The organism is Pectobacterium polonicum, from assembly GCF_005497185.1.
Taxonomy (GTDB): Bacteria; Pseudomonadota; Gammaproteobacteria; order Enterobacterales; family Enterobacteriaceae; genus Pectobacterium; species Pectobacterium polonicum.
On sequence record NZ_RJTN01000002.1, the window covers coordinates 139,117 to 153,645 of the forward strand.

Annotated in this window: 13 protein-coding genes, 1 tRNA gene and 1 riboswitch; of the genes, 6 read left to right on the forward strand and 8 right to left on the reverse strand. The window is 45.8% G+C overall.

All coding sequences use genetic code 11. The annotated features are described in order from the left end of the window. Positions 1 to 21: 21 nt before the first annotated feature. On the reverse strand, positions 22 to 828 hold the full coding sequence (gene xthA, locus EDI29_RS02980) for an exodeoxyribonuclease III (protein ID WP_137739658.1): 807 nt from the start codon (positions 826 to 828) through the stop codon (positions 22 to 24). Positions 829 to 1,116: 288 nt separating this feature from the next. Next, a riboswitch (glycine riboswitch) is annotated at positions 1,117 to 1,212 on the forward strand. A gap of 21 nt (positions 1,213 to 1,233) precedes the next feature. On the opposite strand from xthA, the gene EDI29_RS02985 reads away from it, so the two are divergent. Next, a complete protein-coding gene (locus EDI29_RS02985) occupies positions 1,234 to 1,860 on the forward strand; it encodes a trimeric intracellular cation channel family protein (protein ID WP_137739659.1) in 627 nt (208 codons plus the stop codon). Between the two features lie 171 nt (positions 1,861 to 2,031). Next, positions 2,032 to 2,511, forward strand: coding sequence for an Hcp family type VI secretion system effector (locus EDI29_RS02990; protein ID WP_137739660.1), 480 nt, complete (start codon positions 2,032 to 2,034; stop codon positions 2,509 to 2,511). Positions 2,512 to 2,619: 108 nt separating this feature from the next. Here EDI29_RS02990 and EDI29_RS02995 read toward each other — a convergent pair whose 3' ends face one another. From EDI29_RS02995 to EDI29_RS03020, 5 genes are all read right to left on the reverse strand, one after another. After that, the gene (locus tag EDI29_RS02995) at positions 2,620 to 2,892 is read right to left on the reverse strand and encodes a hypothetical protein (protein ID WP_137739661.1); all 273 of its coding nucleotides are present in this window, start codon (positions 2,890 to 2,892) and stop codon (positions 2,620 to 2,622) included. Positions 2,893 to 3,563: 671 nt separating this feature from the next. Beyond that, positions 3,564 to 4,409: a DUF4225 domain-containing protein gene (locus EDI29_RS03005; protein ID WP_137739663.1), complete on the reverse strand. Its 846-nt coding sequence runs from the start codon at positions 4,407 to 4,409 to the stop codon at positions 3,564 to 3,566. Between the two features lie 266 nt (positions 4,410 to 4,675). Beyond that, a tRNA-Tyr gene (locus tag EDI29_RS03010) sits at positions 4,676 to 4,760 on the reverse strand. Positions 4,761 to 4,914: 154 nt separating this feature from the next. Beyond that, the gene (purU, locus tag EDI29_RS03015) at positions 4,915 to 5,763 is read right to left on the reverse strand and encodes a formyltetrahydrofolate deformylase (RefSeq protein ID WP_005968735.1); all 849 of its coding nucleotides are present in this window, start codon (positions 5,761 to 5,763) and stop codon (positions 4,915 to 4,917) included. Positions 5,764 to 5,846: 83 nt separating this feature from the next. After that, complete coding sequence (locus EDI29_RS03020; protein ID WP_137739664.1) at positions 5,847 to 6,314, reverse strand: YchJ family protein; 468 nt, start codon at positions 6,312 to 6,314, stop codon at positions 5,847 to 5,849. Between the two features lie 132 nt (positions 6,315 to 6,446). On the opposite strand from EDI29_RS03020, the gene rssA reads away from it, so the two are divergent. From rssA to galU, 3 genes are all read left to right on the forward strand, one after another. Next, a complete protein-coding gene (gene rssA, locus EDI29_RS03025; protein ID WP_137739665.1) occupies positions 6,447 to 7,358 on the forward strand; it encodes a patatin-like phospholipase RssA in 912 nt (303 codons plus the stop codon). Between the two features lie 117 nt (positions 7,359 to 7,475). Then, on the forward strand, positions 7,476 to 8,492 hold the full coding sequence (gene rssB, locus EDI29_RS03030; RefSeq protein ID WP_107171073.1) for a two-component system response regulator RssB: 1,017 nt from the start codon (positions 7,476 to 7,478) through the stop codon (positions 8,490 to 8,492). Positions 8,493 to 8,699: 207 nt separating this feature from the next. Beyond that, positions 8,700 to 9,611, forward strand: coding sequence for a UTP--glucose-1-phosphate uridylyltransferase GalU (gene galU / locus EDI29_RS03035; RefSeq protein WP_107171072.1), 912 nt, complete (start codon positions 8,700 to 8,702; stop codon positions 9,609 to 9,611). A 142-nt stretch (positions 9,612 to 9,753) separates the two neighbouring features. On the opposite strand, the gene hns is transcribed toward galU, so the two are convergent. Further along, positions 9,754 to 10,161, reverse strand: coding sequence for a histone-like nucleoid-structuring protein H-NS (hns, locus tag EDI29_RS03040; RefSeq protein ID WP_107171071.1), 408 nt, complete (start codon positions 10,159 to 10,161; stop codon positions 9,754 to 9,756). Positions 10,162 to 10,787: 626 nt separating this feature from the next. Between hns and EDI29_RS03045 the strand changes: the two genes are divergently transcribed. Beyond that, on the forward strand, positions 10,788 to 11,384 hold the full coding sequence (locus EDI29_RS03045) for a thymidine kinase (RefSeq protein WP_137739666.1): 597 nt from the start codon (positions 10,788 to 10,790) through the stop codon (positions 11,382 to 11,384). A 143-nt stretch (positions 11,385 to 11,527) separates the two neighbouring features. Here EDI29_RS03045 and adhE read toward each other — a convergent pair whose 3' ends face one another. Then, entirely contained in the window at positions 11,528 to 14,203 is a 2,676-nt protein-coding gene (gene adhE, locus EDI29_RS03050; RefSeq protein WP_137739667.1) for a bifunctional acetaldehyde-CoA/alcohol dehydrogenase, read from the reverse strand. Positions 14,204 to 14,529 lie beyond the last annotated feature (326 nt).

Sequence of the window (14,529 nt, forward strand, 5' to 3'; positions counted from 1 at the left end):
TATTTTTACTGCACAGGGGTTTTAAAGTGTAAATTCCGCCCAGATCGGCGCATGGTCGGAAGGTTTTTCCATTCCACGAATATCGTAATCAATACCAGTAGCGACACAGCGTTCGGCCAGAAAGGTGCTGGCGAGAATCAGGTCGATACGCAGGCCACGGTTGTCATCAAACCCAGAAGAGCGATAGTCAAACCACGAGAAACGGTCATTGCTCTCTGGATTGGCAGCACGGAAGGTATCGATGAGTCCCCACCCTTGCAAACGCGCCATCCATTCACGCTCTTCCGGTAAGAAGGAGCATTTTCCGGTGCGTAACCAGCGCTTGCGGTTTTCTTCGCCGATCCCGATATCCAGATCGGTTGGGCTGATATTGACATCCCCCATCACAATCAACGGTTGTGTCGCGCGGTGATGCTGCTCCAGATAGGTTTGCAGATCCTGATAGAAGCGCGTCTTAGCGGGGAATTTCACTGGGTGGTCGCGGCTTTCTCCCTGCGGGAAATATCCGTTTACTACCGTAAGCGTACCGTGCTCGGTGGCGAAGTCCGCCATGATGATCCGGCGTTGCGCATCGTCTTCATCCGTTGGGAAACCGCGACGAACAGCAATAGGCTGCGCCTTACACAATAGAGCAACGCCGTAGTGGCCCTTCTGTCCGTGATAATAAACGTGGTAACCGTACTGGCTGACATCCTCTAACGGAAACATGTCATCGTGGACTTTGGTTTCCTGCAACCCGATCACATCTGGCTGGTGTTGTTCGATAATGGCGGCCAACTGATGAGGGCGCGCCCGCAGGCCATTGATATTAAAAGATACAACTTTCATGTTCGCTGCCATTCGCTAAAAAATGTGACCAGATGGTAGCAGAAAATGGAGTATGGCGTCACGGCTAGGCTGTGCTTTCGGACTGGCAAGTCGGAACGGTTGTGGCAGATGAAAACCGCTGAAAATAAGATTCACTTATATTCAGTTGAACACGAGGCTTATCGACCGTTATACTCCGCACCTCGCAGGAGAGAGGGCGTGTACCCGTCATTATTTAGGGTATATATGACGCTCCGCCGAAGGCGCAAACTCCCATAATCGCTCAGGCCACCCTAACTGCGAATTCCATTGAAGCCAACTGGAGAGAGGTTGCGATGCAACCCACCGAAGGGGCAAGCAGCTCTGCTGCGTAAACTCTCAGGTAAAGCGGACAGAGGGAGTGGCACATTTCACAGGATAACTTGTGTGCTGACTTACATCTATCTGATCGCGATTACGGCAGAAGGGATGTCCGGGGCGCTGGCCGCCGGACGTCGCAATATGGATATTTTTGGCGTAGGCATGATTGCCTTTATTACCGCGCTCGGCGGTGGCACCGTTCGCGATATTCTCCTCGGTAATTATCCCATCGGCTGGACGCAGCATCCCGGCTATATTTATCTCACCATTGGTGCGGGTCTTTTCACAATTATCATTGCGCGCTTCATGCACCATTTGCATCGCCTCTTTCTGGTACTGGATGCGATGGGGCTCATTGCCTTTACCATTATTGGCTGCAATGTTGCGCTGAAGCTGAATTATTCGATGACGGTGGTGGTCATGGCGGGTATCGTGACCGGTATTTTCGGTGGAATATTGCGTGATATTTTCTGTAACCGTACGCCAATGGTGTTGAAGAAGGAGCTGTACGCCAGCGTTTCGCTGTTAGTTGCGCTGTTATATCTGGGGCTAAAATCGTTTAACGTTAACCATGATATTAATCTGCTGGCGTCATTTACTATTGGTCTGGCTGTGCGTCTGGCGGCAATTCGTTGGTCATGGCAACTCCCTGTGTTCTCTTATGTACCAGGGCGCTGGAAAGGCAAGGCATAAGACTATATTTTTGCTACTAGGCCATGGGATGTCGCGCTGATGATGAGTGTTCGTTGTTAATCTTATAAATTGCAGGGATAAGATTAACAGCGTAGACTACTTTTTCTGACGATGTTTTCATCATAAATCAGTGTTTCATTATTGGATTATTATTTCCAGGAGGAGATTTCTATGGCTAGTTTGATCTATATGAGCGTAACCGGTAGTAAACAAGGATTAATATCATCAGGATGTTCAACGGTTGCCTCAATAGGAAATAAATATCAGGCTGCACACGAAGATGAAATTTTCATCTATGAACTTACCAGCCACATATCACGAGCTGAAAATGTGCTTTTTCAGCCTGTTGAAATTCGTAAACCAGTAGATAAAGCGACCCCGTTATTTGCGCAAGCACTAGATGATAATGAAAAGCTAGATTGTGAATTTAAGTTTTATCGAACGGCCCAAACAGGGGGGAATGAATACTATTTTTTACTACGGCTAAAAAGTGCGATTATTACCGATCTTCGTTTCTTCTTCCCCAATTCTATGACGCATAATGGAATGCAGCCACAGGAAAGCGTTTCTTTAAAGTATGCAACAATAGAATGGGAACATATTGCAGCACGCACCAGTTCGTGTCTCTTCTGGCAGGACTCTTCTTATTAAGTTTTTGCTAATAAAAATTTCGAGAGACTGTCAGTAAGTTTAAAAACGCATAGTGATTCAGTAATAAAGACTGTGCGTTATTCTATCTTTATGTTTTTTATGATTATTTTAGTCTTCATGATATGCCGCCCATCCTACAAACCCACTGATTAAACCAAATATGAAAGAGCTGTAATGGGCAAGGTCATTGTTTTCAATAGATGTGCCAATAAATGGTATTTTCCCATCGTGATAGGTGTAAAAATGGAAAAACATTAATGTGCAAGAGATAAAAATGCCAAGAAATTTATAGTAAACGTCATCATGCTCGGTAAGTTTTTTTATAGAAAAATAGGCAGGAATAAGAACGATTGTTGATATTAATATATAAATGAATGCCATTTTAAGTAACCTTTCAATGTTTTTAGCTTCGGTTATGTGCTATCGCACAGATAGTCGCACACAGTAAGGAAAATATAAACGAGCTGTTGTAGATAAATTCATTGTCTTTTATGGAAATACGTAATATTGGTATTTCTTCTGCGTGAAAAATATAAAGATGAAAGCACATAAAAATGGTAGCCAATAGAATTGCAGAAAACCTATTGTAGATAAATTCTGAGGCTGTCAGTTTTTTCACAAATGAGTAAAGAGGAACAAGGGAAATTGTTGAAAAAAGAAGATATAAGACGCTCACCATAATATGGTTGTCCCGTAATTATGCGTAGATCTATTAGATGTCTTTCATGGCTTCTAATCTTCGTGATGAGCTGCCCAGCCTACAAATCCGCTGGTAAATCCAAATATAATAGAACTGTAGTGAACCATATTATTACCTACAATAGACATGTCAAAAAAAGGAATTCTTTCGGAATGATAAGTGTAGAAATGAAAAGACATAAATGCACAAGAAGCAATAATTCCGCCAAATTTATGATAAACATTCTCTGATGAGGTAAGTTTTTTTATAATAAAGTAAGTTGGAGTGAGCATAAGCAGAGATAAAGAAATGTAAAAAAAAGTCATAATAACTCTCTGCGGTTTTTTTAGTAAAGGATATAAGGAAAGGGGACCTAGTATGACTGATACTGTCCTGCCAACGTGTTGATATCAAAAGTGACTTCTAAAAAAATGTCATTTTTGCTCATTAACTTCATCCCCATATTCTTCATTCCCCAGAGCAAATCTGCATTGATAAATCGATACAGTCTTTGAGCGTCTTCTGCCAAACGATATCCAAGTAACCCATTGATGGATAAACCAATATCAACAAAAGTATAAATAATATCACTGTTGTTATTCGGTAAACCGAGTTGAGAACCAATCTGCCTGTAAACAAACCGAACCGGGCCAGTATAGGATTCTCGGTAGAGAAGGTAGTAACCGTTTTCGATGACATTATTGAACCCGTGCGCCATCATCAAGGTGCCAGGAATGATGCCAGCCCCTGTTCCCGCAATACCTGCGCCTGCCACCAATTGAAGCCCACCGCCGACGAATCCCAAACTGGCAATTGCCAGATTAATTCGTTGGGTTTTTTCTCTTGCTCGTGTATTACGATCTTCTTCAGTAACGACAGGTTTGGCAATAATGACTTGTTTCATTTGCTCCATGGCAAGCATTTGATCTTGCCTTTTGAGCGCAGCGATTTCTTGTTCCAAAGAGTGGATGGCTTCATGGGGGGAGAGTTCACCCGTGTTCATTTTACTGATGATATCGAGTGAATAGGCTGTCACTTCGCTAATAAAACGGTCCTTTGCTAGGCTCCATTTTATGTACTTATTTGCTACGCTGTTTTTTACTCTATCGAGTTCGTTTTGTAGCAAAAAAACGTCACGATCCAGAGATCGTGTTTCAGCTATTTCTCTGTCAGTTTCCGCTTCAAGACGACTAAAGTTACGGCTGTAATATTCATTCATAGTATCGAGTCTCTAGAATTCCCTTTCCGGACGATAATGCTATTAACGCATATAACTTATTCATTGTGAAGCCTATTTTTATCCGTCAGGCGTTTTTGGATAAGGAGGTGATTAAGCAAAATTGCGGAAGTTATAGGTAGGTATACTGAGGAAGAGACTCAAAACCGTGCCGGTTTTGTCGAACCTTGGTCGAAGGTTCTTACCTTCCCCTGATGGGAATTTGATATTTTTGCGTTGGGATGTAATTCAGAGGTGTTGCTTTGAAATGGTGGTGGGGGAAGGATTCGAACCTTCGAAGTCTGTGACGGCAGATTTACAGTCTGCTCCCTTTGGCCGCTCGGGAACCCCACCACTGGCCTTGCTGCAAGACGCTTTCGCTTCAAGCGGGGCGCATCATATCAAATGACGCGCCCCTGTAAAGCGGTATATATCAAAAATAAATTCGCTTGCCGTTTTTTTATTCCGTTCGGTGCATCCTTATACAAAAAGATGTCCGATCAACCAATTACAGAATAATGGTGCGGTTACCGTAGACAAAAACACGTTGCGCCAGTACGCGATATAGAGCGCGACTGAGGACGTTTTTCTCAACGTCACGGCCTGCACGCATCATGTCATCACCCGAGTAAGTATGGTCAACGTGAATGACGTCCTGCATGATGATCGGGCCTTCATCCAGATTATCGTTGACGTAGTGAGCTGTCGCGCCAATGATTTTTACACCACGTTCGTAAGCTTGATGGTACGGACGGGCACCAATAAAGGCGGGTAAGAATGAATGGTGGATGTTAATCACCTGATTCGGGTAGTGCTGTACGAACGCCGGTGTCAGGACGCGCATGTATTTCGCCAGTACAACGTAATCAGGTTTGTATTGATCGATCTGCGCGATCATCTGTTGATCGTGTTCTTCGCGCGTTAACCCTTCATGGCTAACTAAATGGAAGGGAATATCAAACCGTTCAACCAGTGTCTGCAAGGTATCGTGGTTGCCGATGACGGCAGCGATTTCTACATCCAGGCCGCCATAGGCGCTTTTCATCAACAGATCGCCTAGGCAGTGGGCTTCTTTCGTCACCAAAACCACGATGCGGCGGCGGCCTGCTGCGGTTAATTCTCGAGAAGACCCTTCGGGAAGCGCGCTGTCCAGATCGGCTAACAGCGTGGTGTCGTTGAAAATCCCTTCCAACTCGGTTCGCATGAAAAAGCGGCCAGTGCGATGATCAACAAACTCATTGTTTTGTACGATGTTCAGTTCGTGCTTATAACAAATATTCGTAATTTTCGCGATGAGCCCTTTTGCGTCGGGGCAAATGGTTCGTAATACTTTTCTTTGTATATTTTGGGATTGCATGAGCGTGTGGATCCTGTCCGAAAACTAAAATAACGATCTTATGGTAACGCAGCGATAACGCCGCGTGGACGACTGCCGGTGTTCTATTGTCCGCAACACTTTTTGTATTTTTTGCCGGAACCACACGGGCAAGGTTCATTTCTGCCTGTCTGCATATGAACGCCGTCTATATAGTACCAGCGATTATGCTGGCGAAGGAAGCGTGAGCGCTCTCGCATTAATTCTGTTCGCTGACTGTCGGTTTCCGATAGATAACGTGCGGCGAATTCCACATAGCCCTCATCAGGCGTTTTTCCAGGAGATGTTGCCAGTATAGTGAGGCCGAGCCACTGTGAATTCTGACAGCTTGCAGTGAGAGACTCACGCCATTTATCGGGCTGGCAATCGGGATGCCAGGTTGCGATAAGGTAGTCGACATCGTGTTTGACGTAAGCAGTGTAACGCGATCGCATTAACACAACGGGCTCGGCCGCTGTTGCGGCATGCGTGAGATAGGGTTGACAGCATGCGTTATACTGCAACCCACTGCAACAGGGGCAAGATTCTGACACAACGTCTCCTGAAGAAAATTTAAGATAAAAACTGATAGATAATAAACAGATCCCTATGCAGGATGCCGATATGTTACCTAAGAAACTCTACGTGTAGCAATGTGCGCTAAAATGAAGATGGGTGGAACAATCATGCAGCGGAAAAAGATTGGAATAGCCTTGGGATCTGGGGCAGCGAAAGGATGGGCGCATATAGGGGTATTTAATGCGTTAACAGAGCTGGGGATAGATGTCGATGTTGTTGCAGGTTGTTCTATTGGTGCGTTGGTTGGTGCGGCGTATGCGACAAACCATTTGCCCTCGATGGAGCAGTGGGTGAGGGGATTTGGCTACTGGGATGTGATTCGGTTGATGGATCTCTCCTGGCAGCGTGGAAGTCTGTTGCGTGGCGATCGTGTTTTTAATAGTGTGAAGCATTTGTTACATACAACACAGATTGAAGACTGTGCTATCAAATATGGTGTGGTGACAACAAATCTCAGCACGGGTCGTGAACTGTGGCTGACAGAAGGCGATTTGCATCAGGCAATGCGGGCGTCTTGTAGTATGCCTGGCTTGTTATCCCCCGTTCGATTTAACGATTACTGGCTGGTGGATGGTGCGGTGGTTAATCCTGTACCCGTTTCTCTGGCGCGGGCAATGGGCGCTGATATCGTGATTGCTGTCGATCTCCAGCATGATGCTAGCCTTAATCATCAGGATCTGCTGTCGATTAAGCCAACGGCATCAGAGGTTGACATTGATATAGACAATGTTCCGCAAGATTGGCGGAGTAGAATCCGGGAACGTTTACTGAGAGGCAGACGTCAGCAAGCAGAAAATTCACCCACGGCGATGGAGATAATGAGCACATCGATCCAGATTCTGGAAAATAGGTTGAAAATGATGCGAATGGCGGGCGATCCACCTGACGTACTGTTACAACCCAATTGTCCCCAGATCGCTACGTTAGATTTTCATCGGGCGCAGGAGGCGATTGAGGCTGGCTATAAGGCGGTAGAAAAGATGTGTGATGAATTGTTACCGCTAGCAAAAAAGGCATAGCAAAAAATGTATGCATGTAGTTGAGAGAATAAATGAAGAAGACATGGTGTGCCATCTATCCGGCGCATTGGCGCTAAAGCAAGTGTGATTATTCGGTGTTTGAAGTAAGGGGTACTGATGGAACAACCACTGGCGGGTAAGCATATTTTAGTCATTGATGACGAGGCCGTTTTTCGATCTGTGCTCGCTGGTTATCTGACTTCTCTTGGGGCTTCTATTCGGGAAGCGATTAATGGATTAGATGCGCTAAGTATCCTTGAACATTACCAACCCGATTTAATGATTTGCGATCTGAAGATGCCGACGATGGGCGGGATCGAGTTCCTTGAACATTTGCGCTTGAAGGACAACGACACGCCAATACTCGTCATTTCTGCAACCAGCCAAATGGCGGATATTGCAAAAGTCTTGCGTCTTGGTGTTCAGGATGTATTGCTTAAGCCTATTCGTGATTACACGCGTTTGCGTGAAGCTGTGATGTCCTGCCTCTATCCTGACATGTTCACCTCGCAACTTAATGAGATGGATCAGCTGATGCAGGATATGGATTCCCTCAATCAATCGCCTGAAGCGATAAATAAACTGCTTGCTCAATTGCAACCCCCCGTTCAGCAAACTCTTGCTCGCTGCCGCGTTAACTACCGGCAACTGACGACGGCGGAACAACCGGGGCTCGTGTTAGACATCGCCGCGCTTTCTGAGGATGAGTTGGCATTCTATTGCCTTGATGTCACTCAAGGTGCCAATAATAATGGAACGCTGGCAGCGTTGCTGCTTCGAACGTTGTTCAATGGGTTACTTCAGGAACATTTGGCCGATCAGCAACACCGTTTACCGTATTTGCCGACGTTATTAAAGCAGGTAAACCAACTGCTGCGACAGGCGAGTCTGGATGGCCGTTTTCCTTTGCTTGTGGGGTATTATCATCGGCCGCTGAAACAGCTGATACTTATCTCTGCCGGGCTAAACGCCACGCTAAATGTTAACGAGCAGCAGGTCGCATTGAATAGCGGGGTTCCTTTGGGAACACTTGAAGGAGCCTATCTCAATCAGCTTAATTATCAGTGTGAAGCATGGCAATGTCAGATATGGGGCGGCGGCGGCCGCTTACGACTTATGTTGACGACAGAATAGTCTGATAGAACGACGCGGATGTTGATTTCGGGTAATATCTATCTTTCGGTATTATTCTTTATTTCCTACGATGTAGGGAGTTATCTTATTTTTTATTGAACGGTAACGTTGGGACAAGCGCGTCCTTGTCAAAGTCGTTATACTCCATTGGTTATCTTGCTTAGATAAATAAAGTTCATTATTTGAACGGTATATAAGAGGCTGTTTATGTCTATTGTGAATAAAAAAGTAAAAAAAGCGGTCATACCGGTTGCTGGATTAGGGACGCGTATGCTGCCTGCCACCAAAGCTATCCCTAAAGAAATGCTGCCGTTGGTAGATAAACCGCTGATCCAATATGTTGTTAATGAGTGTATCGCCGCAGGGATTAATGAAATTATTTTGGTTACACACTCGTCTAAGAATTCTATTGAAAACCATTTCGATACCAGTTTTGAACTGGAAGCGATATTGGAGAAGCGGGTTAAACGTCAGCTATTGGAGGAAATTCAATCCATCTGCCCTAAACACGTTACCATTATGCAAGTACGTCAGGGATTAGCGAAAGGATTGGGCCATGCGGTATTGTGCGCACATCCGTTAGTTGGGGATGAGCCTGTCGCGGTTATTTTGCCGGATGTGATTATTGATGAATATGAATCCGATCTGAAGAAAGATAACCTGAGCGAAATGCTGCAACGTTTCTCTACTACAGGCCACAGCCAGATTATGGTTGAGCCAGTTGAAAATGTAAGTAGCTATGGCGTGGTTGATTGCAAAGGCGTGGAATTAAAAGCAGGGGATAGCGTCCCTATGGTTGGCGTGGTTGAAAAACCTAAAGCTTCCGAAGCACCGTCTAATTTAGCGGTCGTTGGCCGTTATGTGCTTTCTGCTGATATTTGGTCGCTGTTGGAGAAAACACCACCGGGTGCTGGTAATGAAATTCAGCTGACTGACGCCATTGCGATGTTGATGGAAAAAGAAACGGTAGAAGCGTATCACCTGAAAGGTGTGAGCCATGACTGTGGTAATAAACTCGGCTATATGCAGGCATTCGTGGAATATGGCTTGCGCCATGACGGTTTAGGCCAAGAGTTCGCACAATGGTTGCAGGAAACGATTGACGCAGAAGAAAAATAACAGAAGGTAATTATTGCCCTCTGTTTACACTAAACAGAGGGCTAACAAAGCGGCAACCTATCTGTTTTCTTTTCTTAAAAGACGTATCAAAGAAAAACCCCCGTTCTTATCGGGGGTTTTAGTATTCAGGGTTTATGCAAGATTACAGCAGGAAATCGTCTAAAGATTTGCCTTGCTCTTCGATTGCTTTTTTGATTACTGCTGGTGTACGACCTTGGCCGGTCCAGGTTTTAACTTCGTTGTTTTCGTCAGTATATTGATATTTTGCAGGACGGGCAGCGCGTTTGCTTTTACCTGCAACTTTCACTGAACCTAAAGACTGTAATAATTCGTTAGGGTCAATACCATCGGCAATCAGCATATCGCGATATTGTTGCAATTTACGCGCACGTTCTTCAACTTCAGCCTGAACCTGGCTATCTTCTTCGCGGCGTTCATTAACCACGACTTCCAGTTTTTCCAGCATTTCTTCTAAAGTATCCAGGGTACATTCTCTTGCCTGGGCACGCAGAGTACGGATGTTGTTAAGAATTTTTAGTGCTTCGCTCATTGTGATAATCTCAAATTAATATTATTGGTGGCGTGTAGTGTGATAATAGAGTGCTATTTTCTTTTCTGCAATAGTCAAATTTGTAAGTTTGTTAAAAAACGTCATTTTTAAAACAGAACTCACATCGTATGTTACATAAATATAAATACTTTCTGGTTATCAAAAAAATACATTTGGTATGCCATTTTTTTACTGCAAACGATGGGAAATGGCTTATTGACGCCGCGCCATTGTTATAAGAGATGTTTATATCTTTTATCATAGCCGAACGCTGGTGGTTGCTGATTGGACAACATGTGGTCGAGGAATAGCCCATTGCATAGCGGGAAGACGAGTTGTTACAATAAGTTCTTACGATACGAATATCATATACGCCAAATAATTCGAGTTTCAGGGCAAAACGTATTCGTTTTGAACAACACGAAGCGTTAACCCTTTAGGACAATGCTCAGCGATGAGCATTGTAACGTGGCAAGCACAGAACAAATCTGCTGTAAGTCGATTTGAACGCTGCCTGCCACGGCTTTTTAGGGCTGAGTTCACGACGGACCGAGTATTTAAACGCAGCCAACGCACATGCAACTTGAAGTATTATGAGTATATACCCTGCCTTTTGGAGTAGCTGAGTGGCCCAACTTTATTTTTATTATTCTGCAATGAATGCAGGGAAATCGACGGCACTATTGCAGTCGTCATATAACTACCAGGAACGTGGGATGCGCACGCTGGTGTTCACCGCAGAAATAGATAATCGGCACGGTGTGGGGATAGTAAGTTCACGGATAGGCCTTTCTTCTCCGGCATTATTGTTTAATCCGCAGACACCTTTATTTGGATTGTTGGAGAAAGAGCACCGTACCCAACCTGTAGACTGTGTATTAATTGACGAATGTCAATTTTTAACCCGCGAGCAGGTGAGTGAGCTTTCCGATGTCGTAGACCAATTAGATATCCCAGTATTGTGTTACGGATTGCGTACTGATTTTCGTGGCGATTTGTTTTCTGGTAGCCACTATTTATTGGCGTGGGCTGATAAGCTGATCGAGTTAAAAACAGTCTGTCATTGTGGTCGTAAAGCTAACTGTGTATTGCGGTTAGATGCACAGGGTAATGCGGTCCACGAAGGGGAGCAGGTTGTTATTGGTGGCAATGAAAGTTATGTTTCGGTATGCCGCAAGCATTATAAAATTGCGCTGGGATTAACCCGTAAAGAAAGCGAGTAAGGCGGCTAAATAGCCGACAGTAGAGGCGATTAATAACCTACGTCATAAGGCGCGCTGGCATTGGGCTCCTGTAATAAAAATACCCAACCCTTTTAGGGTTGGGTATTGCAAAGAGATAACTGAAGTCAATAATCACCGACGTGTTAATGTGTGGCTTTCTTGCCGGTTTTTGCAGTTTTTGCTACAGGTTCAACTTCTTCCGTTTTTATCTCTTCAGAGAACTTACGACCATAGTAAGTATCCAGCAGAATCTGTTTCAATTCGGAAATCAACGGATAGCGCGGGTTAGCGCCAGTACACTGATCGTCAAACGCATCTTCTGACAGCTTATCGACCTTGGCCAGGAAATCGGCTTCCTGTACGCCAGCTTCACGGATGGACGTCGGGATTCCCAGTTCAGTCTTCATTTCTTCCAGCCAGTTCAGCAATTTCTCGATTTTCTGCGCGGTGCGATCGCCAGGTGCAGTCAGGCGCAGATGATCGGCGATTTCGGCGTAACGACGGCGTGCTTGCGGACGGTCATACTGACTGAATGTCGTCTGTTTGGTCGGGTTGTCATTCGCGTTATAGCGAATCACGTTAGAGATCAGTAGGGCGTTAGCCAGACCGTGTGGAATATGGAACTCAGAACCAAGCTTATGCGCCATTGAGTGACAGACGCCGAGGAAGGCGTTGGCAAACGCGATACCGGCAATCGTCGCGGCGTTGTGCACGCGCTCACGGGCAACCGGGTTTTTCGCGCCGTCACGGTAGCTGTCTGGCAGGTTCTCTTTCAGAAGTTTCAGCGCTTGTAACGCCTGTCCGTCTGAATATTCGTTTGCCAGCACGGAAACATAGGCTTCCAGTGAGTGCGTCACGGCATCGAGCCCGCCAAACGCACACAGCGATTTCGGCATATTCATTACCAGGTTTGCGTCAACAATCGCCATGTCTGGCGTCAAGGCATAATCTGCTAACGGGTACTTCTGTCCGGTTGCATCGTCGGTTACCACGGCAAACGGCGTAACTTCGGAACCCGTGCCGGATGTGGTGGTTATTGCCACCATTTTGGCTTTAACACCCATTTTCGGGAACTTGTAGATACGTTTACGGATATCCATAAAGCGCAGTGCCAGCTCTTCAAAGTGTGTCGTAGGGTGCTCATACATTACCCACATGATCTTGGCGGCATCCATTGGCGAACCGCCACCCAGCGCGATAATGACATCCGGCTTGAAGGAGTGCATTTGTTCCGCACCTTTACGCACGATGCTCAGTGTCGGATCGGCTTCAACCTCAAAGAAAACTTCGGTTTCCAGTCCGTGGTGTTTCAGTACAGAAGTTACCTGATCGACATAACCATTGTTGAACAGGAAACGGTCGGTCACGATAAATGCACGTTTTGCACCATCGGAGGCGACTTCTTCAAGTGCGATTGGCAGTGAGCCGCGGCGGAAATAAATAGATTTTGGAAGTTTATGCCACAACATATTCTCTGCTCGCTTGGCTACCGTTTTCTTGTTGATCAAATGCTTCGGACCGACGTTTTCGGAGATGGAGTTTCCGCCCCAAGAGCCACAGCCCAGCGTCAGAGACGGAGCGAGTTTGAAGTTGTAGAGATCGCCGATACCGCCCTGAGACGCCGGCGTGTTAATCAAGATACGCGCCGTTTTCATCATATTACCGAAATGATTCACGCGTTCTGGCTGATTGTCCTGATCGGTATACAGGCAAGATGTGTGACCGATGCCACCCATTGCGACCAGTTTTTCCGCTTTAATGACGGCGTCGTTGAAGTCTTTCGCACGGTACATCGCCAGCGTTGGCGACAGTTTTTCATGGGCAAACGGTTCAGATTCATCAACGGCCGTCACTTCACCGATCAGCACTTTGGTGTTAGCAGGGACGGTGATACCCGCCATCTCTGCGATTTTCGGCGCAGGTTGGCCCACAATATCGGCATTCAGTGAACCGTTTTTCAGCAGAATACCTTGTACAGCATGGAGTTCTTTGCCTTTCAGCATGTAGCCGCCGTGGGTAGCAAAACGTTCACGCACGGCATCATAGACGCTGTCTACCACGATGACTGACTGCTCTGACGCACAAATGACGCCGTTATCGAAGGTTTTCGACATCAGAATAGAGGCGACGGCCCGCTTGATATCCGCGGTTTCGTCAACGACAACGGGGGTGTTACCGGCACCTACGCCGATTGCTGGTTTACCGGAGCTGTATGCGGCTTTCACCATGCCCGGGCCGCCAGTCGCCAGAATCAGGTTGATATCGGGGTGGTGCATAAGCTGGTTGGACAGCTCGACAGAAGGCTGATCGATCCAGCCGATGATATCTTTCGGAGCACCTGCGGCAATTGCTGCTTGCAGAACGATGTCTGCGGCTTTGTTGGTTGCGTTTTTTGCGCGTGGATGAGGAGAGAAGATAATCCCGTTACGGGTCTTCAGGCTGATCAACGCTTTAAATATTGCGGTAGAAGTGGGGTTGGTGGTGGGAACAATACCGCAAATCAGGCCGATAGGCTCTGCAATGGTAATCGTACCGAAAGTGTCGTCAGTAGAGAGGACGCCGCAGGTTTTTTCATCCTGATAGGCGTTATAAATGTACTCGGATGCGAAATGGTTTTTGATGACTTTATCTTCCACAATCCCCATGCCCGATTCGGCAACTGCCATTTTTGCCAGCGGGATACGGGCATCCGATGCAGCGAGTGCGGCAGCGCGGAAGATCTTGTCGACTTGTTCCTGAGTGTAAGTGGCAAATTCCTGCTGTGCCTTTCTTACTCTTTCGACCAATGCGTTAAGTTCAGCAACGTTGGTTACGGCCATAATGCTCTCCTGATAAATGTTAAACTCTTTCAGTCAATTGTTCGCCGAATAGAACAGTATAGATAAACGAGAAGGAGGCGTTTCCGTTACCTGGTTATTCTTTCCTGCCTATTTTGCATCAATTGACTCAAAGAGCTTGTTAGCTACTGTTGTGGCGCGATCGCCGCTTTTTAAAATACTGTAACCGTCGATAACGTGAATTTTTGAAATATTGTTTTGAAAATGCGTAAAAATTAAGATTATTTGCGCATTCATCACGGCATAAGATGAGCATACCTATTTATGGGTGCATTTTTTGTGATCAATATCGTAATTTCTTTAAGCTG